24 protein-coding genes and 2 riboswitches are annotated in these 26,132 nt (G+C 38.7%); of the genes, 6 read left to right on the top strand and 18 right to left on the bottom strand.

The genetic code is table 11. The annotated features are described in order from the left end of the window. From AC4GZ8_RS17655 to AC4GZ8_RS17640, 4 genes are all read right to left on the bottom strand, one after another. The coding region (locus AC4GZ8_RS17655; protein WP_491083215.1) for a sugar transferase at positions 1-627 on the bottom strand (627 nt) is incomplete at its 3' end. A gap of 37 nt (positions 628-664) precedes the next feature. Continuing rightward, positions 665-1,546, bottom strand: a complete 882-nt coding sequence (galU, locus tag AC4GZ8_RS17650) for a UTP--glucose-1-phosphate uridylyltransferase GalU (RefSeq protein ID WP_491083209.1) — start codon at positions 1,544-1,546, stop codon at positions 665-667. A gap of 466 nt (positions 1,547-2,012) precedes the next feature. After that, positions 2,013-2,657 carry a CpsD/CapB family tyrosine-protein kinase gene (locus tag AC4GZ8_RS17645; RefSeq protein WP_491083214.1) on the bottom strand — a complete coding sequence of 215 codons (645 nt, stop codon included), beginning with the start codon at positions 2,655-2,657 and terminating at the stop codon, positions 2,013-2,015. Between the two features lie 46 nt (positions 2,658-2,703). Further along, positions 2,704-3,447, bottom strand: a complete 744-nt coding sequence (locus tag AC4GZ8_RS17640) for a YveK family protein (RefSeq protein WP_491083208.1) — start codon at positions 3,445-3,447, stop codon at positions 2,704-2,706. 404 nt (positions 3,448-3,851) lie between these two features. Continuing rightward, positions 3,852-3,933, top strand: a riboswitch (cyclic di-GMP riboswitch). Positions 3,934-3,956: 23 nt separating this feature from the next. Here AC4GZ8_RS17640 and AC4GZ8_RS17635 point away from each other — a divergent pair. After that, a complete protein-coding gene (locus tag AC4GZ8_RS17635) occupies positions 3,957-4,088 on the top strand; it encodes a hypothetical protein (RefSeq protein ID WP_491083207.1) in 132 nt (43 codons plus the stop codon). A 104-nt stretch (positions 4,089-4,192) separates the two neighbouring features. Continuing rightward, a riboswitch (cyclic di-GMP riboswitch) is annotated at positions 4,193-4,277 on the top strand. A 224-nt stretch (positions 4,278-4,501) separates the two neighbouring features. On the opposite strand, the gene AC4GZ8_RS17630 is transcribed toward AC4GZ8_RS17635, so the two are convergent. Both AC4GZ8_RS17630 and AC4GZ8_RS17625 read right to left on the bottom strand, forming a co-directional pair. Next, entirely contained in the window at positions 4,502-4,711 is a 210-nt protein-coding gene (locus AC4GZ8_RS17630; RefSeq protein WP_491083206.1) for a hypothetical protein, read from the bottom strand. A 356-nt stretch (positions 4,712-5,067) separates the two neighbouring features. Then, entirely contained in the window at positions 5,068-5,964 is an 897-nt protein-coding gene (locus AC4GZ8_RS17625) for an ROK family protein (protein WP_491083205.1), read from the bottom strand. 295 nt (positions 5,965-6,259) lie between these two features. Between AC4GZ8_RS17625 and AC4GZ8_RS17620 the strand changes: the two genes are divergently transcribed. After that, positions 6,260-6,667, top strand: coding sequence for a hypothetical protein (locus AC4GZ8_RS17620; RefSeq protein WP_491083204.1), 408 nt, complete (start codon positions 6,260-6,262; stop codon positions 6,665-6,667). 256 nt (positions 6,668-6,923) lie between these two features. Here the strand turns inward: AC4GZ8_RS17620 and AC4GZ8_RS17615 are convergent, their stop codons facing one another. The 7 genes from AC4GZ8_RS17615 to AC4GZ8_RS17585 all read right to left on the bottom strand — a co-directional run bounded on the left by AC4GZ8_RS17615 (position 6,924) and on the right by AC4GZ8_RS17585 (position 15,064). Next, the gene (locus AC4GZ8_RS17615; RefSeq protein WP_491083203.1) at positions 6,924-7,745 is read right to left on the bottom strand and encodes a carbohydrate ABC transporter permease; all 822 of its coding nucleotides are present in this window, start codon (positions 7,743-7,745) and stop codon (positions 6,924-6,926) included. Between the two features lies 1 nt (position 7,746). Continuing rightward, entirely contained in the window at positions 7,747-8,715 is a 969-nt protein-coding gene (locus AC4GZ8_RS17610; protein ID WP_491083202.1) for a carbohydrate ABC transporter permease, read from the bottom strand. A 602-nt stretch (positions 8,716-9,317) separates the two neighbouring features. Further along, the gene (locus tag AC4GZ8_RS17605) at positions 9,318-10,616 is read right to left on the bottom strand and encodes an ABC transporter substrate-binding protein (RefSeq protein ID WP_491083201.1); all 1,299 of its coding nucleotides are present in this window, start codon (positions 10,614-10,616) and stop codon (positions 9,318-9,320) included. Positions 10,617-10,724: 108 nt separating this feature from the next. Further along, the gene (locus tag AC4GZ8_RS17600; RefSeq protein ID WP_491083200.1) at positions 10,725-12,176 is read right to left on the bottom strand and encodes a response regulator transcription factor; all 1,452 of its coding nucleotides are present in this window, start codon (positions 12,174-12,176) and stop codon (positions 10,725-10,727) included. Next, positions 12,176-13,612, bottom strand: coding sequence for a sensor histidine kinase (locus AC4GZ8_RS17595; protein ID WP_491083199.1), 1,437 nt, complete (start codon positions 13,610-13,612; stop codon positions 12,176-12,178). Before AC4GZ8_RS17595 ends, AC4GZ8_RS17600 begins: the two co-directional genes overlap by 1 nt. Next, positions 13,609-14,622 (bottom strand): sugar-binding protein, encoded by a 1,014-nt coding sequence (locus AC4GZ8_RS17590; protein ID WP_491083198.1) that lies wholly within the window; start codon positions 14,620-14,622, stop codon positions 13,609-13,611. Before AC4GZ8_RS17590 ends, AC4GZ8_RS17595 begins: the two co-directional genes overlap by 4 nt. A gap of 298 nt (positions 14,623-14,920) precedes the next feature. After that, the gene (locus tag AC4GZ8_RS17585; RefSeq protein WP_491083197.1) at positions 14,921-15,064 is read right to left on the bottom strand and encodes a YwzD family small protein; all 144 of its coding nucleotides are present in this window, start codon (positions 15,062-15,064) and stop codon (positions 14,921-14,923) included. A 341-nt stretch (positions 15,065-15,405) separates the two neighbouring features. Here AC4GZ8_RS17585 and AC4GZ8_RS17580 point away from each other — a divergent pair, with 341 nt between their 5' ends. Both AC4GZ8_RS17580 and AC4GZ8_RS17575 read left to right on the top strand, forming a co-directional pair. Continuing rightward, positions 15,406-17,040, top strand: a complete 1,635-nt coding sequence (locus AC4GZ8_RS17580; RefSeq protein ID WP_491083196.1) for an SWIM zinc finger family protein — start codon at positions 15,406-15,408, stop codon at positions 17,038-17,040. Beyond that, positions 17,033-19,807, top strand: coding sequence for an SNF2-related protein (locus tag AC4GZ8_RS17575; RefSeq protein ID WP_491083195.1), 2,775 nt, complete (start codon positions 17,033-17,035; stop codon positions 19,805-19,807). Before AC4GZ8_RS17580 ends, AC4GZ8_RS17575 begins: the two co-directional genes overlap by 8 nt. Before the next feature lie 153 nt (positions 19,808-19,960). Here AC4GZ8_RS17575 and AC4GZ8_RS17570 read toward each other — a convergent pair whose 3' ends face one another. Together AC4GZ8_RS17570 and AC4GZ8_RS17565 are read right to left on the bottom strand one after the other, a co-directional pair. Beyond that, positions 19,961-20,317: a hypothetical protein gene (locus AC4GZ8_RS17570; protein WP_491083194.1), complete on the bottom strand. Its 357-nt coding sequence runs from the start codon at positions 20,315-20,317 to the stop codon at positions 19,961-19,963. Between the two features lie 250 nt (positions 20,318-20,567). Then, on the bottom strand, positions 20,568-20,915 hold the full coding sequence (locus AC4GZ8_RS17565; RefSeq protein ID WP_491083193.1) for a single-stranded DNA-binding protein: 348 nt from the start codon (positions 20,913-20,915) through the stop codon (positions 20,568-20,570). Positions 20,916-21,211: 296 nt separating this feature from the next. Here AC4GZ8_RS17565 and sleB point away from each other — a divergent pair, with 296 nt between their 5' ends. After that, on the top strand, positions 21,212-21,943 hold the full coding sequence (sleB, locus tag AC4GZ8_RS17560; protein ID WP_491083192.1) for a spore cortex-lytic enzyme: 732 nt from the start codon (positions 21,212-21,214) through the stop codon (positions 21,941-21,943). 157 nt (positions 21,944-22,100) lie between these two features. Here sleB and AC4GZ8_RS17555 read toward each other — a convergent pair whose 3' ends face one another. After that, complete coding sequence (locus tag AC4GZ8_RS17555) at positions 22,101-22,736, bottom strand: cupin domain-containing protein (RefSeq protein WP_491083191.1); 636 nt, start codon at positions 22,734-22,736, stop codon at positions 22,101-22,103. A gap of 185 nt (positions 22,737-22,921) precedes the next feature. Here AC4GZ8_RS17555 and AC4GZ8_RS17550 point away from each other — a divergent pair, with 185 nt between their 5' ends. Then, positions 22,922-23,314, top strand: a complete 393-nt coding sequence (locus tag AC4GZ8_RS17550) for a hypothetical protein (RefSeq protein WP_491083190.1) — start codon at positions 22,922-22,924, stop codon at positions 23,312-23,314. A 75-nt stretch (positions 23,315-23,389) separates the two neighbouring features. On the opposite strand, the gene AC4GZ8_RS17545 is transcribed toward AC4GZ8_RS17550, so the two are convergent. Next, entirely contained in the window at positions 23,390-24,310 is a 921-nt protein-coding gene (locus AC4GZ8_RS17545; protein WP_491083189.1) for a patatin-like phospholipase family protein, read from the bottom strand. A gap of 440 nt (positions 24,311-24,750) precedes the next feature. Continuing rightward, positions 24,751-26,031: a Glu/Leu/Phe/Val family dehydrogenase gene (locus AC4GZ8_RS17540; RefSeq protein WP_491083188.1), complete on the bottom strand. Its 1,281-nt coding sequence runs from the start codon at positions 26,029-26,031 to the stop codon at positions 24,751-24,753. Between the last annotated feature and the right edge of the window lie 101 nt (positions 26,032-26,132).

Raw genomic sequence — 26,132 nt, 5'->3', positions numbered from 1 at the left:
CAAGATAGTCTTTACAAAGATTTTAAAGTCTAAAATTAATGATTGATTATAAACATAGAATAGTTCAATATCTACTCTTTCCGGATACCCAACATTACTTCTTCCACTTACTTGCCAATAACCTGTTAATCCTGGTTTCACTGATATAAATTCTTGAGTTTTACTTCCATACTCTTTTAATTCTTCTTCTACTACAGGTCTAGGTCCTATCAGACTCATATCACCTTTTAATACATTAAAAAGTTGAGGTAACTCGTCTAAACTTGTTCTACGCAAGAACTTACCTAATGTTGTTATTCTTGGATCCTCGTGTGGCTCAAGTTTATAATTATTCTTCAAATATTTTTCATAAAGTTCTTTATTACTTTTTAGTTTCTCTTCTGCATTTATTACCATTGATCTAAATTTATAAATATAGAAAATTTCTCCTTGTTTTCCTATTCTTTTTTGTTTAAAAATGATAGGTCCTTTGGGATTTTCAAAAAATGATATAAGAGAAATGACAGTAAAAATCGGTAGTGCAATTATTATTCCAAAAATTGAGGTTAATACGTCAATGGTACGTTTAGTTGTGAAATACATCCATGTATTTTTGTTCCGTTTAGTTAAAATATTGTTGTGGCTCATTTCATTTAATGATACTTTTGACACAGATAATCCTCCTTTAAATCTCAATCTTCTCTTTTACTAACAATCTTTTTATTAGTCCTATTAATTCAGGTTTTAATGTAACATCTTTAAGTGCAAATTCAAGAGTAGTCTGGATAAATCCAAGTTTTTCTCCAACATCATATCGGATGCCTTCAAAATTATATGCATAAACAGTTTGTTTCTCTGTTAAAGCTTGGATAGCATCAGTAAGTTGTATTTCCCCACCTGCACCAGTTTCTTGCTTTTCTAATAATTCAAAAATCTCAGGAGTTAATACATATCTCCCCATAATCGCTAAATTAGAGGGTGCTGTACCCATTTTAGGTTTTTCAACTAGGCATTTCACTTTGTATGAGTTACCATTGTTTTCCGAAGGATCGATTATTCCATATCGTTGAGTTTGGTCATCTGCGACTGCCTGTACACCAATAACTGATGATTGCGTTTTTTCATATTCTTTTATAAGTTGCTTTAAACAGGGTGTTTCAGCTTCTACAATGTCATCTCCTAGCAAAACTGCAAATGGTTCATCACCAATAAATTTTCTTGCACACCAAACTGCATGCCCCAATCCTTTTGGCTCTTTTTGACGAATATAATGAAGATTAATTTTGGACGATTCCTTTACTTTTTCAAGCAAATGCAGTTTTCCCTTTTCTAGTAAGTTTTGCTCTAATTCAAAGTTATGATCAAAGTGGTCTTCTATAGCACGCTTTCCTTTACCTGTAACAATAATAATATCCTCTATACCTGATTCCTTCGCCTCTTCTATAATATATTGTATAGTAGGTTTATCTACTATCGGTAACATTTCCTTTGGCATTGCCTTTGTAGCGGGTAAAAAACGAGTTCCCAATCCCGCAGCTGGTATAATTGCTTTTCTTACTTTTTTCATAGAAATCCCTCTTTCATATTTATATTTCTACGGTTAATTTTTAATAGAGCAAATCGTTTAAATTACCTTAAACTATAAATAATCAATAATTGCACATTTTTTTATTAAAGCAAAACCTCTAACGGGATATCCTTTAAATGAAATCACATGACTAAACTCTATTACTCCCTAGAACATCTTTGTTCCTACTAATATACTTCTTCTCGCTTTGATAATGGAGCGTCGTAATAATATTCGTAATCCCCTTTTTTCAACTTCTCCATATCAATCACATCCTCCACTGTCTATGTACCATCGTTCGTACTAAGGAGAATACGACTATGTATATAAATATATAAATCAAAGCTTCCACGTTCAATTCGAATTTACAGGATAATCCTCAACACTGTTTACCTATAAATTTTCAGAATTAGTAATAGTATCATTAATAAAAAACAAATAAAAAAGGGGGGATATTTAAACTTTTCTATTTTCCCCCATAGTAGTAATAATACTGACTATCTTGAACCTTTTTATTATTCAATACAACACCTAAGATCTTTGCTTTTGCACTATCTAATAATTCTTTTGCTTTCTTAGCAGCATCTATTTCTGTTTTCCCACTGCTTACTACTAAAACAACACCATCAGCTAAGTTTGATAATACTTGAGCGTCCGTTACAGCTAAAACAGGAGGAGTATCAAGAATGATTACATCATACTGATCTTTTGCTTGTTCTAATAGAATAGTCATCCCCTTGGAACCTAACAATTCTGATGGGTTTGGCGGAATAGGCCCGCTTGACAATACCCAAAGCTTGTCCTGTGCTGTTGTTGCAACAGCTTCCTCTAATGATGCCTGTCTTGTTAACACATTTGATAGCCCAATATGATTCTCAGTACGGAAAGTATAGTGTACAGTTGGTTTCCGTAAATCTGCATCTATTAATAAAACTCGTTTTCCTTGTTGTGCAAATACGACAGCTAAGTTAGCAGTTGTTGTGGATTTTCCCTCTCCTGGGCCTGATGAAGTCACAATCATTGTTTGAAGCTCTTCATCCACACTCGAAAATTGAATATTAGTACGAATTGTTCGAAACTGTTCAGCAATCGGTGATTTAGGAGTCGTCATTGAAATTAAACTTCTATTTTGTAATTGAACTATCTTTTTTCGATCTTTACGAGCCAACAGACTCACCTCGCGTTCTTAATGTTGCTGGATTGGGTTCTTCTTTCATTTCATCGTCCATATTAATCGTTGTTATAGCACCTAATACAGGTAACCCTAACTGGTTTTCAATGTCTTGCTCTGTTTTAATTGTATTGTCTAGATACTCTAGTAAAAAGGCTAATCCTACACCAGCCATTAATCCCACTACAAATGCGATCGCCATATTTAATGCTGGCTGTGGTTTAACCGGTGATGAATCTTCACCCAATTGTGCATGAGTTAAAATACTGACATTGTCTACATTCATAATAGTAGAGATTTCTTCTTGGAATGTTGATGCGATAGAATTTGCAATATCTGCTGCTTTTTGTGCATCTTCGTTTTGCACAGAAATATTAACTACCTGTGAATTTTGTTCACTCGAGACTGTAACTAATTCATTTAGTGCACTAGCAGACATTTCTAATTTCTCTTTTTTTATCACTTTATCTAAAATAGCCGGACTTTTAATAATAACAGTATATGTGTTAATTAATTGCAGATTTGTTTGTACTTCACCCACATTGTATACTTGTTGGTCATTTTTTGATTGATTAACTAGAATCTGTGTTGATGATTGATAGATTGGTGTAAGGAGAAAATAACTAACGATGCCGCTTGTTGCCGTTGCAATCGCTGTGATGATGATGATGAATGAGAGACGTTTCTTTATTGTTAGAAACAGCTCTTTCAAGCTGATGGTTTCTTCCATGATTAACCTCCGATAATTATAATCTATTATTTCGTAAAGCCCATATTATTATAAAGAATAATTTCTATGTTATCTACTAGATAGATACATTTCATGACAAAAAGTACCGTTTTTTAACACATTTTTTGACACTTCCTTATTCTAGCATGATTTTTACAGTTTTTTTACATCTTTTTTAGAGAAATTTGTACCAATTTAATGTAAGGGCTTTCCTATTGAGTGGTTCAAAAGATCCACTAAACCATGAATTATAGCCTTCCAAAAATGTAATTGTTGCGATTGTCACTTATACTCCTATATCAATTTACGTCATGCTTCCTATTATAAGGAAGAGTCGAAAAAATAGGAAGATATTTTTAGTTCTTATTACCTATTTATTTCACCCTATCATCTATCGATACTTAATAGTATAAAGCCAAAATCACTGAAAGGTGATGATGGAATGCTATAGGGCTAATGTTCTAACAAAGTCTGCCAGCTACATTAAATAAAGAAGGGGTTAAATGTTGATGTCGAATCATGCTTGGATGACACCTGAAGAGGCTGCAAGAATAAAAAAGAGAAACAAGGTGATCTTGTATATTACTTTTCCAGTTGCAACCATTCTCTTCACTGCATTACTAACAATGCTATTACACTAATAGATGACAGCCTCTCACATGTGAGAGGCTGTTTCTGTAGAATTATGTCAAATTTTATTTGTTCATCTTTAAATCCAATTATTGGTATAATTTAGCTATACTTTACTAGACAAATGCAAACCTTTCGAAAGAGTGGGACGCAAAACTCCAGGTCTAAGGTTTGGTTACTATGATGGCTGAGCCACCTAAACATTAGGGAGTTGATCTAAGTGAAGATGATAAAGAGCCTTCTTTGTTTCATTAGCAGGCGCCACAAATATAGCTATTATTCTGATCGTTGTATTCGCTGTGGAAAGAAAAAGAGAAGAGTCGCTTAAGACATAAATGAAACCCTACATCTGAACTTTAGAATCTCGCGCATCTCTAAAGACTAGTTGTAGGGTTTTTTGTTCGTTTGGTATAGTCCGTGCCGATTAATACTTCAGCTGAATATGAAGAGTTACCCCATTTACATTTCTTACCCACACTTTTTTGTCCACCTTTTTTGGTTCAAGAAATTCATCAACATGAATAAGGTCAGAGCTTAGTAATGCGGTTAATTGGGAAAGATTTAATATTTGATGTACTTTTTTCTCGTCATGTTGAAACGTAACATTGATTCTACCTGGTTCGTTTGAGCCCATTTTCATTCTCCTTTTATTTCCTTTTGCTTTTATGTTTGACAGATGTAGTAGAAACTAACCAGTTTTTTGATATTGAAAATAGATTTCATTACTATCCTCCTGATTTAATTAAAAAATTAGACTTTGTAAGCGTTTTCAATTATAATTCAGATAAGATTTAAAATATTTATGACATAAGGAGTGGTTGATAATGGAGGAGCAAGGAAATGTGTTAAATGGAGTTGTGTGGGGCACGTTGCTAAGTATTCCATTATGGGCCGGTTTTTACTTGCTACTTAAGTTTATTTTTACTATATAAATAAAACTCCCCTTTATCGGCGGATATAACCGCGCTATGACAAAGGGGAGTTTTTTTATTAATTAGTAGGTAACAACCCTGCCCCAACCAGACCTGCTTTCTGATCTAAAACAGCCGGCTTGATGACTAGTGACTCCTTCAAACTTGGGTATACATACTCTCTTGTTTTCTCAATTAAAGGCTTCAATATAAGGTCCTTTGATTTCATTACCCCGCCGCCAATCACAATGACCTCTGGGTTCACTGTATGAATAATATTCGCTAGACCAATCGCAAGATAGTTTATGGCTTCATCAAGAATCTCCTGTGCCTGCTGATTTCCTTGCTCGGCTAGCTGAAACACTCCTTGTGCGCTGTTTGTTATGTTTAGCCTTTCTTTTCCGATTCGGCCGATTGCAGTTCCAGAAGCTAATCCTTCCAACGCCCCCTTGTTTAATCCCGGGCCTTGGTAAGCATCAGGACTTGGATTCACAATCATATTTCCGATTTCACCGCAGTTTCCTTGTGCACCTGAAATAAGCTGCCCATTTAGGACGTAACCGCCGCCAATTCCTGTGCTTATTGTAATAAAGTACACACTGCTGGCCCCTTTCCCTGCTCCAAGTGTGGCTTCGGCAAGTGCTGCTGCATTGGCGTCGTTTTCTAGCTTGACTGGTAGACCTGTTTTTTCCTCTAGCATCTTTACAATCGGAACGTTCACCCATCCAGGGAGATTTGGCGGTTCGATGATGATACCTGTATTTGGAAATAGTGGGCCCGGTGATCCGATTCCCACTGCTTTAATATCATAGTTTGACTTAAGGTCATTAATCGCTTCAGCCATGTTAGTAATCGTATATTCAGGACCTTTTTCTGCTTCTGTTGGGCGGCTTTGTTCGTTTATGATTTCACCCTTCTCATTAAACAAGCCGATTCGTAAGTTTGTGCCGCCTAAGTCAATGCCGATTGTGTACATAATAATCCCCTTCCCCTTTGTGTTTCGAAACTAAGTTCCCCTATATTTTTAGTTTACCAATTCCCACTAAAAATGAAAGCGTTTTTCTACTATTATATATACATTTATGTTTCTCCTATTTTATTTATCTAGCTTATGAAATATCAAAGATGATATGATAAATTTTATGTGAAAAAAGCCCCTTGAACGGAATCGACAGAAGGACCTATTATTTTCTTCCAAATACTGACAGACTTTTATTGTCCTTTTGTCTAATCTAGTTATAAAGAGTAAGAGAATAATGGAGGCCTAGTTGATGAAACTTGATAGGATTATTCTAGTATTACTAGCTATCCTACTACTTGTAGGATTTACATATGGAGGACATTCCTCAAGATATGAGGTTGCTGCGTCGATCAAAAATTATGGTGATGGATGGAAAGTTGTTGAAGATGATCGGCATGCTCCTCTTAACATTGAGAAAGTGGTCACGGAACAAACAAGAATACTCATCTATTACAAAAACTGTACAGAGAAGATTCACTCGTTTATTGTCACTCCTGATGAAACGATGACAGCTGGCGGATATCGAGTAGGAGTGTCTGCTTCAACTGGAGTCGCTACGATTTATATTTATGATAAAGACGGAAATCCAGTAGATCCTCAAAATTATGTTTCTGATAAGGGGAATATTTGGGTGTATGGTGTGTTTAGTTTGAATTAGGGATAAGAAAAGTGCAAGGCGCTAAGCATTCGGCGACAAGCATAAGGCGAATAGGAATAGAAGGTGCTTTTTACCTTCAATTCCTATTTGACTTATGACCTCGAGCCGATGGTGCCTGGAGCTAGACACTAAAACTAAGTACAAACTTTTATACTTTCTTATCTTTAAATAAAGAAGTAATTTACTTATGAATTACTTCTTTATCTATTTCCTTTTATACGAAAAGACAGCCCCATACAGGAGACTGCCCTCTCACTTACCCCTTCACAGATCCAGCCAACAATCCTTTCACAAAATACTTCCCTAGTAAAATATAGACTAGTAAAGTAGGCAATGCCGCTAACAACGCACCAGCCATCTGCACATTCCAATGGACAATCTGACTGCCAGAAAGGTTTTGCAATGCCACCATAATCGGTTGTTGATCAGACGTTGTAATGGTCACCGCAAACAAGAACTCATTCCAAATATTTGTAAACTGCCAGATTGCAACTACCACAAAGCTTGTGATCGATAAAGGAATCATAATATGGCGGAAGATTCCCAAGAATCCAGCCCCATCAATCTGGGCACTTTCAATCATTTCATCCGGGATATTCGCGTAGAAGTTACGGAACATAAGTGTTGTGATCGGTAAGCCGTATACGACGTGGACAAAGATTAACCCAGTAATAGAGTTATATAAGCCAACCTCACGTAAAAACTGAATCAGGGGAATCAAAATACTTTGGTATGGAATAAACATACCGAACAGAATAACTGTAAACAGGATATCTGCACCTTTGAATTTCCATTTTGCTAAAACATAGCCGTTCATGGCACCAAGTAAAGCTGACAAAAGAGTTGCCGGAATCACAAGGTAGAACGAATTCAATAGGTTTGGCGCCAGCTTTTCAAATGCCTCTGCATAGCCGCTGAAATCTAGAGCTTTTGGAAGCTCCCACATTGTAGCCAGTGTCACCTGGTCAAATGGCTTTAAGCTTGTGATCACCATAACGTATACCGGCATGAGGAAGAAGAGGCTCATGGCGATTAGGATGAGATAAATAATTGGTTTGCTGATTCGTTGTAGCACCATGTTATGCTTCCGCCTTTCTGCTGTGGATTAAGTATGGGACGATGAAGATCGCTACTGAGACAAGCATGATCATCGCGATCGCCGCTCCGTTTGCGTAATAATTGCCACGGAATGTTGTTTCAAACATGTATACACCTGGTACGTCTGTGACGAAGTTGGCGCCAGGACCTGTCATTGCATAGATTAAGTCAAAGATTTTTAGTGAGATATGAGCCATGATGATGATGACACTCACTGTAATTGGACGTAATAATGGCAGAATGATTTTTCGATAGATTAAGAATTCTGATGCACCGTCCATACGGGCTGCTTCTCTTACTTCATCAGGAATTCCGCGTAATCCCGCTAAATACATTGCGAGTGAGAACCCTGTCATTTGCCAGACTGCCGCGATGACAACTGCTAATAGAGCTGCCGGTATTCCGAATTCAATTTTCCCCCACTGAAAGCCTGCCAGAATATTTGTGTCCGTATACCATTTAGGATTCATGCCTAATTTATTTATAAACAGGTTTACGCCTGTTGATGGGTTTAATAGCCATTGCCACACAACCCCTGTTACGACAAATGATAAGGCCATTGGAAAGAAGAACAGATTTCGAAAAATTGGTTCCCCTTTAATTTTTTGGTCAAGCAAGATTGCCAGTCCCATTCCACTTATGATGACAAAGCCGATGAAGAGAACGGTGAAAAAGATTGTGTTCCGTAAGTCAGCCTGGAAACGGAAATCCTGGAATAGGTAGATATAGTTTTTCAAGCCTGCGAATGAAAAGTCAGGTACGAGTGAGTTCCAATTACTAAATGAGACATAGCCGGTCCAGCCGATAAATCCGTATACAAAGATTAAAATAAGAATGAATGATGGCAGGATAAAGCCGATTGCCATGAGATGATCACTTGATAGCTTTTTCTTTTTTGGCAGGGATGTGACCGCCTGTTCCGCTGAATGTGTAGGTTTGACTGTTTCCATCTGCTTTTTCCTCCTTTATGAGAGGTCATTTTTCGGCTGGAATCGTTCCCCTATTAAGGGGGACGTTTCCTGAATGACCTCTTGTAGAAAGACAATTTTCTAAAAAGATTGGTGCTATGGTTAGACTGTTTTCTCATACTTTGTTGTTTTTAAGAAAGGCAATCGTAAGAATTTGTTCGTTTCATTGCGCTCCAGACACAAGATTCACCGGGGAGGAAGCTGAGCCTCCTCGGCTTCGCCTGTGGGGTCTCAGTCTTTCCTCTACTTCCTGCAGGAGTCAAGTGTCTTCCGCTCCATTCCACTATCGTGTTTTAAAAATAGTATTCAAAAGCAACATTCTGTACGAAAATAGTTTCTTGAGAAATAACTATTTTAGGTGATTGAAGCGGAAGGTGCGAGACTCCTGTGGGAGCAGCGTGATAGGTGAGACCCCGCAGACGCGAAGCGGCGAGGAGGCTCACCGCACGCCCCACGGAAAGCGAGCATCCTGGAGCTGCAATCACCCCGCACCAATTCTTATTACATATCATCAATGTTTGAAAAAAGTATCCATTTTCTGATCGTATAAAAAGGGGAAGAGACTGTGCTCATCCCCTCGGTGATTACTTCAGCTCTGCAGTTGCAGATACTAAGGAATCTGTGAATTGACCTACATCTTGTTGGGTAACGAAGATGTTCACGTTTTGGTTTACTTTTGTTAAGAAGCCTTCGGATGCAGCTGATCCGTGTGCTAAGCTTGGTGCAAGTGTGGCTTCTTTAAAGTCTTCGATTGTGTCTTTTCCGTATTGGTCATATTTTTCCACGTCAGCATCAATACGCGCTGGGATTGAGCCTTTTAGCGGGTTGAATGCGTCTTGCCCTTCAACAGATGCTAATACGCTTAGGAATTGTTTGACACCTTCTGGGTTTTCAACACCTGTTGGTAAACCAAATGTATCCGTGATAACCATGAATTGGCCTTCTGTCCCTGGTGTTGGCACATAGCCAAAGTCTTCGTTTACTGCTTGCTTTAAGTCATTGACAAGATATCCTTTTGCCCAGTCACCCATGACATTCATCGCAGCTTCACCGTTTGCTACTAATTGTGTCGCATCCTGCCAGTTACGTGATGCATGGTCTTCGTTTACATATGAAAGCATCTTTTTAAAGATTTCTGCTGCTTCGGTTACCTTTGGATCGTCAAATGAAAGTTCGCCAGTCCAAAGCTTGCCATAGTCTTCTGTTCCTAATACCCCTAGTAGAACCGTTTCGTAAAGGTGAGTTGCTGTCCAAGGCTCTTTGTCACCAAGTGCTAATGGTGTAATGCCTTTTGCTTTTAATGCTTCAGCTACTTCAAAAAACTCATCAAATGTTGTTGGTGCTTGTAATCCATTTTCATCCAGTAATTTTTTGTTGTACCAAAGAACATTTCCACGGTGGATATTCACTGGTACAGAGTAGATGTTGCCATCTTTGCTTACCATGTCAATTAAGTCTTGCGGGAATTTATCGTTTAAGCCTTCTTCTTTATAAAAGTCATTAAGCGGTTCCATTTTTCCAGCTGCTACCCAGCCTTCGTTTAGCTCAGCGCCGCCATGGACCTGGAACGTTGCCGGAGGATCATCCCCTTGCATACGGCTTGCTAGTACAGCTTTTGCATTTGTTCCTGCTCCACCTGCTACTGCTGCATTTTCGATCGGAATATCTGGATGTTTTTCTTCAAATAATGCGATAAGAGCCTTTAATCCATCCTCTTCACCAGCGCCAGTCCACCAACTGAAAATATCTAATGGTGCTGACTTGTCGCCTCCACCTTCATTTGAGCTTCCTTCTGATGCTTCTTCTGTGCTTGAGCCTGAGCTGCAAGCGGAAATAATCAATGTGAATACTAAAAATAATGACAGTAAAAACGTCTTTTTCATTGGTACATCCCCCTTATATCTGCTTGTAATCGCTTACTAACATCAGTATAAAGGAGGATGGAAGCGTTTCACCCACTCAACTTCTGTACTATTTTATTAATTTCTGCATTATTTTAAGGTTGATCGGTATTGTTTTGGAGACATATTTGTCCACTTTTTAAACACGCGGCTGTAATAGTTAGGGTCTTTATAGCCAACCTCATAGGCAATTTCCTTTAAGCTCAGATTTGTTTGGCGCAGCAGTTCCATTGACTTTTCAATCCGAAAATCTGTGACATAATCAATAAATGTTTGCTGTGTCTGTTCCTTGAAAAGCTTTGTGAAATACGTTGGCGTCAGCTCCACATAATCAGCGACATCTTCAAGACTGAATGATTCCCGGTAATGATCATGGATATAGGTTTTCGCCTTGGAAATCGGGTCATTCCCCTCGCCTTGCAGGATCACTTTTTCAGTGAAATGACGGATGAGGTCAAGAAAATCAGCTTTTGTTTCTGCTGCTAAAACATTTGCATCACGAAGGCTAACCCCCTCATCCTCTAGTGCTTGCTTTAAGCGAAAAGCCCATTCCCTTAAATATTGCACAGCTTTTGAATGGTCGTCTTTCTTTGTGAGATGTTCATGATATAAGGTGAAATAATCTGTCGCCTGCTCTGCTTGCCCAATCAAGATTGCTTGTAAAATCGCTTTTTCAAGCTTACGAACTGTTCCATCTTCATTTTCTTGCAAAAGCGGAAATCCGTACGACACACTTCCTTCTTTTGTTAACTGGGTTGAAGCAAGTAGTGCCTGTTGATAGGAGATTGGCTGTTTCATTAATTCAGCGTATGGAAAACCAACCCCTATTGTTGCAGACGGTTGCGATTGACATAGTGAACGGGCAAGTGTGAGCGCATCTGCCTTTACATGGTGAAGGGATCTTTTATCAGTTAGCATTAGAATAATGAGTTTATCTCCTTGTTCTTTTACAATAAACGTCTTCTTGTCTAATAACTCTGTCGTTGTTTTTAGGTCACTGCCTGTTAGGACAAAAAAGTAAGCTGTTTGTTTATCAGGGAAAAGCTTTCCGTACATAGCCTCGATATCAGCTGTTACTTCATTTTGCATCATCGCTGTGATGATTTGCTGCTTTGCTAGTTTTTCCGTCTCATCCAGCTGTTTCTTTGTTTGTTCCACGAGCATTTTTTGCCTTTGAATTTCTTTTTCCACTCTTAACAATGATTCTAATGTTTCCTGTTTATTACTTGGTTTCAAGATGTATTCCTTTACCCCTTGTTTCATTGCTTCTTTTGCATATTCAAAGGAATCATAAGCAGATACCATGATAAATTTGGTTTGCGGGAGCTCATGCGAAATTTGCCTGATCGCTTCAAGGCCATCGATTCCAGGCATATGAATGTCCATGAACATCACATCCGGCTGATGCTTTCTTGCTTCTTCAATCGCCACTCTTCCATTTGCCGCTTCTGCCACCACCTCAATATGTGTAAAGCTATCTGAGATGAACTTTTTCATCGCTTTTCGTTCAATGATTTCATCATCGACAATGATCACCTTCATCATTGTTCCCCCTTTTGCATTGGAAGCTTCATTTTGATTGTCGTTCCTTCGTCTTTATGTGATGTAATGTCTAATATGTCAGGTTGTTTGTACACCAGTTCCAGTCGCTTGATCACATTTCTTAATCCGATTCCCGTCGAATGTCCGCTATGCTCTTCATGCAGGTCGATTTTTTCACTGGAAAAAATTTTTTCCTTTGTTTCCTCGTCCATTCCTTTGCCGTTATCAGCGACTTCTATGATGACTTGATTGTTATGTTGATAGATATTGAGACTGATCACCCCGCCTTCCTCTAGTCCTTCAACACCATGGATGAAGGAATTTTCAACTAATGGCTGCAAGGTAAGCACAGGAATTTCTACATCTAAACACGAATCATCAATAGTTGTTTGAAAGGTAATTCGTTCCGCAAACCTTGTTTTTTGAATATAAAAATACTCTTTGACAACATTCACTTCTTCTCTTAACGTGACGGTTTTATTAATGTCCCCAAGGCTTGACCTCAGCAAGGTTGACACAGATTGAATGAGACGCGAGGTGACGGTTGCATCCTCAAGATAAGCCATACGGGATATGGTATTTAATGTATTAAATAAAAAGTGCGGATTGATCTGATTTTGCAAATGCTTCAGCTCAAGCTCTTTAAGAAGCTGATCAAGCTCAGACTTTTCCTTGATTTCTTCTATTAATTGCTTAATGTTTCCGCGCATCTGCTGAAACGAATCACTAAGCACCTTCACCTCATCATTCGATTTCACCTTAATGGGCGGACCATCAAAGTTTCCTTCTGATACTTCCTTTGCTGCCTTAGATAAGCTTCGAAGCGGTTTTGTAAGTCCTCTTGAAAACCAAACAGCTGTGATCAGCGCCAAAATAAGCGTGGATGCAAATAAATTGATTGTAAACCATTTGAATGCATGGTTCCGCTTTTCCATCTCCTGATAAAACATTTGATATTCCGCAAGTTCAAAGTTTAGAAGCTGAAGGGTGGATTCTAAAATATAGGAGGAAATATTTCGTACTTCCTTTGCATGTGTTGTATATTGGTCCACATTATCATAGCCAACTGCCGCAACCGTGACATCACTTTCAAAGAGAAGATTTCGGATCATACGGCGATATTTTTCAAGCTCTTCCTTATTAATTCCTGTAATGGCGTCCTCCTGGAGTCTGAAGTTGTTTTCCTGCAGCCGTTTTTTAATATCTTCATATTCTTTTAGATAGGATTCATCCTTTTCTACCACATATGCATTGATTTTTTCATATACTTGTGTTGATTGCTGAGTAATCTCATTAAATAGAAGAAACCGCTCAAAACTGCTGTGATATTCAGACACAATTTGAGAGCTGCTTAAATAGATCGAATACGAAACGATATTAAATAGGAAAACAAATGCTAGAAAGTAAACTAACAGCTTGTTGCGAATTTTTGTCATGGCTGCATACCCCCATTCATAGAGGCAGGTGAGATCGGTAAATCTTCCTTATGAATGACCTTTGTATCAGTATGCTGGAGGGGATCAAGCTTTTCTCCATTGTTCAGCATGATCAGCTTTTCGACCGCTTCATAGCCCATTTGATATGGAAATTGAACAACCGTTGCCTCGATCGTGCCTTCTTCAATGTACTGCAATGTTTCAGGAAGGATGTCAAAGCCGATGATGTACAGATCGTCCTCAGCTTTTTGATTTTTCACCACCTTGGCAATGCCGATGCCGTCAAGTGCGCTCGTTCCATAAAAAGCCGTTAACTTTGGGTGCTGCTGCAAAATTCGGTGAGCGGCTTCGACCGCGCCAATTTCCGTAATATTGGATTCCTCAACCGCCACAACCTCGATCCGTTTTTCAATTGCGACGGCATCTTTAAATCCTTGAACACGGAGCTTTTGGTGTGGTGCTTCATGCCGCCCTGTGATGATGGCAACCTTTTGCTCACCCTTCGTGTCGTTAAGCAGTGCTTTTCCAGCAAGAAAGCCAGAATAATAGTTATCCGTGCCCACATAGGCTGCCCGATCACTTTCCGGTGCGTCCGTATCAATCGTCACAACAGGGATGAGCTTTTCTTTTGCCTTCGTGACAAGTGTATTAAAATCCGGCTCGGCAACACCCTGTGTGATGACTCCATCAACAAGGCCAGCAATCGCCATATCGATGGTTTTTAGGTGTTCATCATTGTTCGCCTGCTTTGGACCAAGATACTCTAAATGCACATGATGAAACTTCGCCGCATCTCTTGCCCCTTGCTCAACAAGACGCCAATAGTCATTTTCAAGCTCCTCAGGGATGAGGACGAAATGTAGTTTTGGTTCATTGTTCACGGCTTCTGCTTCAATAGATTCTTTTTGGTCAAAATGGAAGGTTTCTTTCCCGTAATAAAGCGTGAGAAAGCCTGTTAATAAGAATAGGAAAAAGGTCATGATATATAGAGGGATTCTTATGTAGCGCATGGTTTGACCACCTTTTATAGTAAGCGTTTTCTTACTATTTTAGATGATGTGAGGGGAATTGGGTAGAGAAATTAGAAAAGCGCAAGCGCCCCGTTTAGCGACGTACGGACTGGACTGAGCCTGTAGGAGATATAGGAAACACGACGATCGAAGTGAGTCGATGTTCACTTATCGTACGGAGGGTGTGGGAAGTCTCGCTAGTCTCTGGGCGCTGGAGCTAGACACTAAAACTAAGTACAAAACTTATAAATTCCGATAGTATCAAAAATACGAGCACCTAAGGCACTCGTATCTGTTATTATGATGCATATACTTTTTTAATTTGCGAGATTATGTCTTCAATCATTTCATTCGTTGTGATGTCTGTTTTTGCTTCGCCTTTATCGTAGGCACTTAAGAGAATTTGTAACAGCTCTTCTTGTTTCAGCTGATTTTCTTTCATAATTTAAAAAGTTTCCTTTCTGTATTTACAATTTCAGACAATATGGGACTATTATACTTGCAGGCAAGTATCTAGACAAGTGCTTTTTTTATGAAACAATTGACAAATTTGTTCCAATTTCTAAAAAATCCACTGCTGCCCATCCCCAATAAATCCTTCGAAACCATCTCCCTTTTTATGTCCCCTGCAGAATCTCGTCCTAAACCTTTTTGAACGATTTGTAATGAGGTATAATAGAAGAATTAGGGTTTATTTAATTTTGAAATATTCTTGCTTTATATAGATAGTATAGTGCCAAAGACAAAGGTACTTTGCTTTTTGTTGAAAGGAGTCCATTCATTATGCTTGGTCGGGAACTTAGTAAAGAACTTGTACTTGGTGCCGCTGAACAGATTAAACAGTTGCTTCCACATCAAGATGAAGACAATCGAAATGTCGTCAAAAAGGGACTCATTTTATACCGTCAAGGCAGTATTTATAATGTGAGCACAACAAGTCATTCTGTATCTGCAAAAGTACAGGATGTCACAAGTGTCCAGGTTGAGCTTGATTTAGATGATTTTTCTTTAAGTACATGCACATGTCCTTCGGAATCTATTTGTCGACATCAGCTTGCTACTTTCTTATATGTATATGCAAGCGTGGACCGAGTCGGCACGTTTGTTGACCTATGGAAAGAAGAAAAACCAATTGATGATGTGTTAAAGCATGTGCGTAAGGCAAGCTCCCTATTAAAGCCTGAAAAGGATTATGAAGATGCTTCCCTTGGCAGCTGGATCGCTTTTTTTGATCGGGAATTTGATCGATGGTATGAGCAGGTCTCCTCTCCTAATCAGTTATTTCAAAGCCTTTTTCATCATTATTATTCTGCTCTTAAAAAGAAAGCACCTAAATCTCCAGAGATGAAGCAGTTTTTTATTGTTCAGGCATCTGTTACGGTGTTTCTTAAAATTTTACAGCTTATTAATGAGACGAAGCCAACGGACTATATGTTACAACATATTATTTATCCATATCTTGATCAGCTCATCGATAATGTTCGGGTAGCCATTTCGGAAATGAAGCGCTATGCTTTGCCGTTTGCTCTTGATCCGCTTTTGGCTGATAGTGTTGAACGTTTCCGCGAGCTGCTTTTTACAAGCAAACATTATCAATATGAGCGGACAAATCTATATCAATTGCTTTGGATCGAGTTGCTTCGTCGTGATAAATTTATTGCGATTGAACGTGAATGGCTGGAGGAGCATCTTGAAGAAGAGATGAAACAAGATCCTTCTTATGCAATTGAGTTTGAAATGGCGCTTATGCATTTAAACTTTCTCCAATCTCGGGATGAGGATATTTTTGAGGTCATGCGCACAAGGTTTTCACCTTCTGCCCTGCCATTTACGTTTCACTGGGTGGAGGATATTTTCAAAAAGAAAAATTGGAAACGGCTGTCTCATTGGATTTCTTATTTAATGAGCGGTTCGAACGAATATATTAATAGCCCGTTACCTTTTGAAGAAAAACGGGAAACGATCCGCTATTTGCTGAGGTTTATTGGGCAATATGCCAATGCCACGAATGATGACGGATTATATGAGCGCGCATGTAAGACGATGCTGCCGTTAAGCTATGCAGAATATCATGATTTGCTTTTAGACAAAGAGCAATACAAAACATGGATTGAACTGCAAACGTTGCTGGGATTTTCTCTTGATGAAATTGATACGTATGTCTTAAGAGAGATCGAGACGAAAGAACCTGGTGTGCTATTGCCTCTTTATGTTCATTCCGTTCAGCAGGAAATCGGCATGAAAACACGGGAGAATTACAAAATGGCTGTGCGTTATTTAAAAAGAATCAAAGCGCAGTATAAAAAGCTTAAGCGTGAAGAGGTATGGGAAAATTATATTTTACAGCTGGCTGAAGAGCATAAACGATTACGTGCCTTTAAGGAAGAATTAAAGAAAGGAAAGCTAATTCATGATTAATACCGTTGAAATTGTGTTGCATGCAGAACAAATTGAGAATAATCATTTTTATGTGTATTGCACATCAGCACATGATGAGCATCATTTGGACATTAATGAATTTGCACGTTACCTTTTCACCTGGCATGAATCGTCTTTCTTCGGCACAAAGCTGGAGGATATTAGTGAAGCGATCGGTCTTCCGGCTGTCCGACTTTCTCCTTGGATGATGGTCGAACTCCTAGGGAAAGAAACCTATAATTCACTCGCTAATATTGAACTATCAGATGATGCGCACCGGTTTGCCGATACTGCCCATACCATTTATGAGTTGATTTTAAACGGGGAGTACCTGCCCGATTTTGAAGGATGGAAAAATGGTGTGCTAAGGTTTAAGGATGCTCATCATCAGTTAGAGGGATTTGCTTTGGATTGGTTTTCAGCAGCTATATCAGACATGATTGCCCAAGACCATATCCTCCGTGATGCATGGGAAGACATTATCAAGGCCTATCCAGTGCTTACAACCTTTCAGGGGCATTTTATCGATGAAGCGGATTTTCTTGAAAGGATTGGCTGGCATAAGGATGACACTCCTTTCACTGTCGGGCTCCGTTTAAATGAACCGGAAACAGATACAGACGAATGGCAGCTTGAAATCATTTTGCGCAGCAAGACAACTCCTGATGAATTGGTGCACTATCAAGGGAAACATGATCTTCCTAAAAAGTGGCATCCACATCTTGAAAAAATTGAACGTGAACAGGAGCGATTTTCAGAAATCGTCCCATGGTTAAGCTTTGAAACTGGAACAACATATGTAACAGAGGATGAAGCATGGTTGTTCTTAACAGATGCAAGTGAAACCTTGATTCATATGGGGGTTGAGATCCTTCTTCCATCATGGTGGCAGGTTGTGAAGGATTCACAGATCATGTTAAAAGCAAAGGTTTCTTCTACTCCAAGAGGTCAATCATTTGTCGGTATGAACTCCCTTATCGATTTCAACTGGCGCTTTGCAACAAATGGAGTGGAAATGAGTGAGGAAGAATTTCTTGCGCTCGTTTCCCAGCAGCGTCGCTTAGTGAATTTTAATGGTCAGTGGATTAAGCTGGATCCTGCTTTTATTAAGCAAGTACAGGCAATCTTAAAAAGAGCTGACAGAGAAGGCCTGCATTTATCCGATATTCTTCATCAGGAGTTAAACGCAAGAGATCTTGATGAGGATGCAGATCAAGATGAGATAGTAGATACGCGTGCATTTGCAAATATTCAAATTGAGCTTAATCAGCAAATGAAAGGCATGCTTCGTAAGCTTACAGATACAAATGAGCTTCCGACTCACAAGGTTCCAGCTGATTTTCTCGGCGTCTTGCGTCCTTATCAGCAAAACGGTGTTGACTGGCTATTATTTTTACGAAGTGTATCCTTTGGTGCCTGCTTAGCCGATGATATGGGATTAGGAAAAACCATTCAAATGATTGCTTATTTTTCGTATGTAAAAGCAAATGAGAAGCCTGAACAGCCGGCACTTATCATCGCGCCAACATCTGTGCTCGGTAACTGGCAAAAGGAATTTGAAAAATTCGCCCCGCATCTTCGGGTAAAGCTTCACTATGGTCCGAACCGACCAAAGGAAGAGAAGTTTGTGGAATCCATTAAGGGTTATGATGTTGTCATCACATCCTACGGCTTGTCACATGCTGATTTTGAAGAAATCTCAGCCATTCAGTGGAGCACGATTTGCCTTGATGAGGCGCAAAATATTAAAAACGCCCATACAAAGCAATCGAAAGCCATTCGTAAGCTGCGCGGACAGCACCATATTGCCTTAACAGGTACACCGATGGAAAACCGCCTTACAGAGCTTTGGTCAATCTATGATTTCCTTAACCACGGATATTTAGGAAGCTTGCACAGCTTTCACAAGCGTTATGTGCTGCCAATTGAAAAGGATCGAAATGTTGAACAAATTGAGCAGCTCCAGCGCTATATTAAGCCATTTTTGCTAAGAAGAACAAAGCGAGATGAACAGGTTGCCTTAAACCTCCCTGAAAAGCAGGAGCAAAAAGAATATATTCCTCTCTCAATTGAACAGGCGTCCCTTTACGAACAGCTTGTGAAGGATACGTTTGAGCAGGTTCATTCTTTGGCAGGGATGCAGCGTAAGGCACTGATCTTGAAGATGCTTGGAAAGTTGAAGCAAATATGTAATCATCCTGCCCTTTATTTAAAAGAGCAGCAACCGAAAGAGCTTATCTCTCGTTCACATAAAATTGAAAAGTTAATCGAATTAACAACCTCGATTCGTGAGCAGCAGGAAAGCTGTTTAATCTTCACTCAGTATATTGGCATGGGTGATATGATGAAGGATTTGCTTGAAAAGAAATTCGGTGAAAAGGTTCTTTTCTTAAACGGAAGTGTCACGAAATCAGAGCGTGACCGTATGGTAGAAGCCTTTCAGCAGAAGGAGTTTCCATTCTTGATTCTTTCCTTAAAGGCTGGCGGAACAGGATTAAACTTAACGGCCGCCAATCATGTGATTCATTATGACCGTTGGTGGAATCCAGCCGTTGAAAATCAAGCAACAGACAGAGCGTATCGTATTGGACAGGACCGCTTTGTCCATGTTCATAAGCTCATTACAACCGGAACGATTGAGGAAAAAATTGATGATATGCTGGAGAAAAAACAATCTTTAAACGATGAAATCATCCAAAGTGAAAATTGGATCACAGAACTTTCATCAGATGAGCTTGAAGAGCTCTTTACCTTATCTATGAGTTAAGAAGGAGTTCATCGTATGGCGACTAAACAAAAAAGTAAGAAGAAACCCACAGAAAAAAAAGCCCCGCAATGGGAGAAGCTTGTCAAGTTAATTGAAAAGAAAGCTTCCAAGTAAAGCGACAGTTTCGGCTGTCGTTTTTTTGTTTTTTGGTGGTTAAACATTGAGTCTTTCTTCCATTACCTTAATTCTCATGTCATGGATTCCCATTTGTGAACTCAAATGATACAAGCCTGATTTCAAATCATTGACATTCATTTCATAACCCTTAAATGCACCCCGATGTTGTTCAAGCTCTGTCTCGATTTTCACAAAGTGCCTTCTAAATTCCAAGGCCATGTTGTCCACTTTTGTTTCTAAGTCGCCTATGCGATTTTCCACGTTTTCCATTCTTGTTTCTAAAGCTTCCACTCGCGACTCTGAAATTTGGTCCAGTTTGTTATTGATACTAGTCGTAAATTGGTCTAATTTATTATCCATACTAGTCATAAATTGCTTCAATAGCTCTTCCATTCCTTTCACCTCCTTTTTTTATATTATATCACCTCATCTTGAAAAAATCGGCTGACCACATACAATTACCAGTGATCAGCCTTCAATAATGAGGTCTTAAGGGGATACCATTGATTTTCTCTAAATGAAGAGAAGTCGGGGATATCAGACTGTTGACAAACGCTCCTCACAAGGCTTCGTGTTTCGAAAGACAAGCGTTAGGAATCAGTCTGAAGCCTAGTAAATTTCACTTTGTCTACACATAGACATATTAATGTTCTTGCTCAACTAGTTCACGCGGCTTCCCGCTCATAAAGCGGACGGAATCAGCCACTACTTCTGTTACATACACTCGATTTCTTTCGGCATTTTCATAGCTGCGTGTTTGAATACGGCCAGTGACACCTACGACAGATCCTTTTCGGCAGTAGTTCGCTGTATTTTCCGCTGTTCGGCGCCAAACTGTGCAATTGACGAAATCTGTTTCAATTTCCCCTGCTGCATTTCTAAAATTTCGGCTAACAGCAAGTGTGATATTGGCGACTGGAGCGCCATCAGCGGTATACCGAATTTCTGGATCCTTCGTCAACCGGCCAACTAAGATTATTTGATTAATCACCTCAAACCTCCTTTCCTTTTATATACACCCGTATTGTAAACGATGAATCACAATTGGAAAAATGAGTAAAATACAGTTTTGTTTTACTGATAGATCATGAAACTCGTTTTTCTTTGAAGCAGAAATATCGTTTCCTTTTAAAACTTCAGATGTTTGTACAATTTTTTAAAACAGTGATCAAATAATCGTTGCAGGGAAATTGACAGCATTTTATTGCAGCTGCTTGATCCTTTCATTGAATAAAAGTTTACTCCCAACAAAAAATAACAGTAATGTTATTGATCAGGAGGAAAATAATGAGAAATTTGAAAAAGAAGAAACTTATATTTATTCTTTTAGTCATTCTATTAAGCGGAGCAATTTTAACTCTCCAGGAAAGCAACACTGACGCCTTTTCAAATCAAGTGATTCAACGGGGGGCTGTTGGGGATGATGTAATTGAGTTGCAATCACGTCTAAAGTATATTGGCTTTTACAAAGGGGAAATTGATGGTGTTTTTGGCTGGGGAACATATTGGGCGCTTCGGAATTTTCAATCTGAATTCGGACTCCCTGTCGATGGGTTAGCAGGTTTAAAAACGAGGCAAAAGCTTGTTAGTGTAACGAAATATGATTACACTAAGGGGGCTGAACAAGCGCAAAAATCAACAGCCATTAATGTTCCAGCTGGCTTTTCTCAAAACGATATTCAACTCATGGCAAATGCTGTTCATGGAGAAGCGCGCGGTGAACCGTATATTGGACAAGTTGCCGTCGCAGCTGTTATTTTAAACCGAGTTGAGAGCGCAACATTTCCTAATTCAGTATCTGGTGTTATCTTTGAACCGTTGGCTTTTACCGCAGTAGCTGACGGACAAATTTGGCTGACGCCTAATGAAACGTCAAAAAAAGCTGTACTTGATGCCATTAATGGCTGGGATCCTACAGAAAATGCGCTTTATTATTTTAATCCTGATACGGCAACAAGTAGCTGGATATGGGGAAGACCACAAATAAAACAAATTGGGAAACATATTTTTTGTAAATAGAACAATGGATGAATTTTGAATCATTTTTTGAATGTAAAATATGATACACACCAAATAGCAGCCCAATTAACAGGAAAATTGGGCTGCTTATTTTTATTTATAGGATTCACAGCCCATTTCGTGAGATAACAAAACTAATTGTCATCTAGCCCCAATATTACCGATAATAATGAATGTATGGAGTATATGGGTAGTGTTGAACATTTTGGGATTGCTGATACTGTTGGTTAATATTTTGGTAAGGTATATGTTCCATTATTCTGTTACAGTCCTTGTATGGACCTATATATGTTGAAGGTTTAACAGGTGCAATTGCCTGTTTCCATTGATTCTCGTCAAGACAATAGGTATGCGCCATGATATTTGCAGGAGTAAATTTCAATATATCAGAACCTAAAATAACTTCTGGAGTTGGTGCATCAAAAATTGCCAAAAGATGAGTGTTATCGGCTAAAGCTGTTTCATAATGCCACCATCCCTGTGGAACGTTTGCCACTTGTCCAGGTGTAATTGTGTAATTAAGGATTTGTTTTGTATAAGGATTTAGCATTGATACAGTCGCAGAACCGGAAATACAATATACAAGTTCAGCAGCATTTTGGTGATAGTGCGGTTCGACAACATTATTCGTACTTAGGAAAATATCAAGCAAAGACACATTTTTAAGTGTATTCAACTGTTTTAACCCTAAAACGTTAATATAGTTTTTGTTATCTTTTTTGAACAATGGGCTTTTATTTAAGTCAAAAGTGAATTGAGCCGATGGAGAGGTATAATCCATATATGAAACCATTAATTTTCTTCACCTCTTTTTTATAAACATACATTTATAGGCATCTTATGTACTTCAATATCGTTCGGTGTGAATATTTATAAAAAACTAACATCTGTATTTAACGGAATAAAAGTTACTAGTTCAATTATAGAGTTCTATCGTAATTTAGTTAAGTATAACCATTTAATGTAGAGGGTGATTAAATGAAGAAATATAAGGTATCAAAAACGATAGGAGTTGTTTTAGGGACATTAATGGTGATAGCTTCCGTTGGTTATGGCTTTATATATTTACTTGGTACATCTTTGGGATCAGCACTCGGTTCTACCATTGATACGACAGCTAAAGATATCGTTACTTTAGGAATGATTTTCAGTATTTGTGTGATAGGTGTCTTAACAGGAATACTTAGTTTTGGGTTAAAATCTAAAGGATTGAGAATGGTGTACTTTGGATTCTGCTTGTTAATCGGAGTTGCTCTTCTTGTTACTTATTTTATTTCTATAGGGGCTTTAGGGAAAAAAGTTGAATTTTTGATTCTATTTATGGGCATTATTTATTTTTTATTAGGGTATTTAGTAAAAAAAGAGAGATAAACTTATAAACTATAGGTTTAAGAAAATATAAAAGAGAACGCCTGGATCATTTAATATCCAAGCGTTTTCTTTCATCTACTTCTTCTTTCCTCTTTTCATTCTTTTGGCCTTATATTGTTCAAAATCCCACTTCGATAAAAATTCTTTTGCAGAAATATAGCCTGACTTATAGAGAAAATCGATTTCTTCCTTATTCAGTTCAAAATCAGTTGTGTTGATGTCTCCAGTCGGAATTTGAACCGTTCGTTCAATCGTTTCTTCGTTCAAATGCCGTAAATCATGGGCTTGAAGCATGGTTTTAAAAATATTTTTGAAAAGGTGGATTGGCGTAGGTATAACTGGATCTATGTTTACTTCATCTTTCACAAAACGGAAGCCGAACGTTGGAAACCGGGGGTTTTCGGCATCAAATAACCATATTGGGAAATTGCTTAGTAAACCGCCATCTAAAATGTAGGATTTTTTACGGTCTTTTGTTTTCCATATCACCGGCCGGTAGAAAAATGGCAAAGATGCACTCATCATAACAGCAGTTGAAACTTTTAAATCAGCAGGAGTCATCCTGTAGCGAGCCAAATCATCTGGCAAAACAAGCATTTGGCCATTCGAAATATCAGAAGCAATAATCTTTAACTTCCCATCTGGCAGATCAGCAAATGTCGTAATGCCTTTTTCTAAAAGAAGTGAATCCAACCACGATTCCAAATAATCGTTTTTATAAATTCCAAGATGAATCATAAGTTCTAAAAAAATGCCGAAAATGGGAATTCGATTCAAGTACGTCTTACCTGGAAGCTTTGAAAAATCAAGTTCGCTCACACGCTCTTTAATTTCATGGCTTTTGTAGCCGCTTGCCAAAAGAGAAGCTATTAATGCTCCCGCTGATGTTCCAGCCAATCTTTCCCATTCTACTTTCTCCTCTTCCATTGCTTGAATCGCTCCTATAAAGGCAATTCCCCTAGCTCCACCACCCTCAAAAACAGCATCTGCCTTCAAATGCCCACCACCTCAATCTAAGAGTTAATGATTAAACTTCCTGGATCGTTAATATACAATCTCCTATTTTACATGTTCTAGCATACTTAACACTTCAAGATGCCTAATCTAAATTCCTTCCCTATTTCAATATAAAGCCTCATAAAAAAGATGTGCCACTAGATAAACCTGCCTGTTTGTTGAAGATATCTATTTATCATTAAAATAAATCACTTCAGTAAGAATTTTATCCCATTCTTAACGGGCAGTAATGATCCGCACTTAAATCCATCCAATTTAGTAGTTTTCCTTAGACAATTAGCATTTGAAATACCTGGGATTAAGTGTTTTCTTCAAAGAAAAAAGGAGCGGAAATGGTATGAGAATTTCCGCCCTCTTTTTACTCTTATCGTTACATATTTCCTGAAAACTGGGACAAGGAACCTGTCCCCCTGACCCATTTATACCCAGCCTCGGAAATGGGAAGCTTCGGCATGTTTTCTTATCCCAACCATGTATGCAGCTAAACGCATGTCAACTTGATGTCTTTGTGACATTTGATAAATGTTTTCAAAGGAGTCGACCATGACTTTCCTCAGTTTATCTGCAACCTCCTCCTCTGACCAATAATAACCTTGATTATTTTGCACCCATTCAAAGTAAGAAACGGTGACACCGCCTGCACTTGCCAAAATATCAGGTACAAGGAGAATGCCTCGATCATTTAATATTTTCGTAGCTTCAAGAGTTGTTGGTCCGTTAGCTGCCTCTACCACAATCGAGGCTTTAATCTGAAAAGCATTTTGTGCGGTAATTTGGTTTGAAATGGCAGCTGGTACAAGAATGTCACATTCTTTTTCGAGTAATTCTTTGTTTGTTATAATGTCGTTGAATAAAGTTGTTACGGTACCAAAGCTATCACGTCGGTCCAGTAAATAATCAATATCAAGCCCTTCTTGATCATAGAGTGCACCATTTGCATCTGAGATCCCTATTACTTTTGCTCCTGCATCGTGCATGAACTTGGCCAGAAAACTTCCCGCATTCCCAAAGCCTTGTACGATGATACGCGCCCCTTTTAACTCAATGCCTTTTTTCTTGACGGCTTCTTCAATGCAAATGGTTACTCCGCGAGCTGTTGCTGTTTCACGGCCTTGTGAGCCACCTAAAACAAGTGGTTTCCCTGTGATAAAGCCGGGAGAATCGAATTCCCTCAGACGGCTGTACTCGTCCATCATCCACGCCATAATTTGCGAGTTTGTATAGACATCTGGTGCAGGGATATCTTTCGTCGGGCCTACTATTTGGCTAATAGCCCGAACATATCCGCGACTTAACCGCTCAAGCTCGCCAAACGACATATTCCTTGGATCACAAATAATTCCTCCCTTGCCGCCGCCATAAGGGAGATTGGCAATCCCGCACTTTAGACTCATCCAAATCGACAAGGCTTTTACCTCTGCTTCATTGACTTCAGGATGGAAACGAACGCCGCCTTTCGTTGGACCTACTGCATCATTATGTTGAGAACGATAACCTGTAAAAATCTTAATTGAACCGTCATCCATTCGCACTGGAATTCGTACTGTGATCATTCTAAGCGGTTCTTTTAATAACTCGTACATTTCATCGGTAAATCCTAACTTTTGCACCGCATCTTTAATAATAGATTGAGTTGAGGTTAATAGATCCAATGATTCACTTTGTTTATGTCCCGGCTTTACAGGGGTAGACACCTTCATGCTTTACACCTCTTATTTTTAAGTTGTTTTAAGAAAAAAAGGATAAGGTTCCATTAGGAAAGGGGCGTTTCCGTGTTAGAAAGCCCCTTTTAAAAACAATC

The sequence above is a fragment of the Metabacillus sp. RB-C-LZQ-3-1 genome (genome assembly GCF_058315175.1).
Note: the sequence above shows the minus strand (reverse complement) of the source record. Positions and strands in the feature narration are given on the sequence as shown.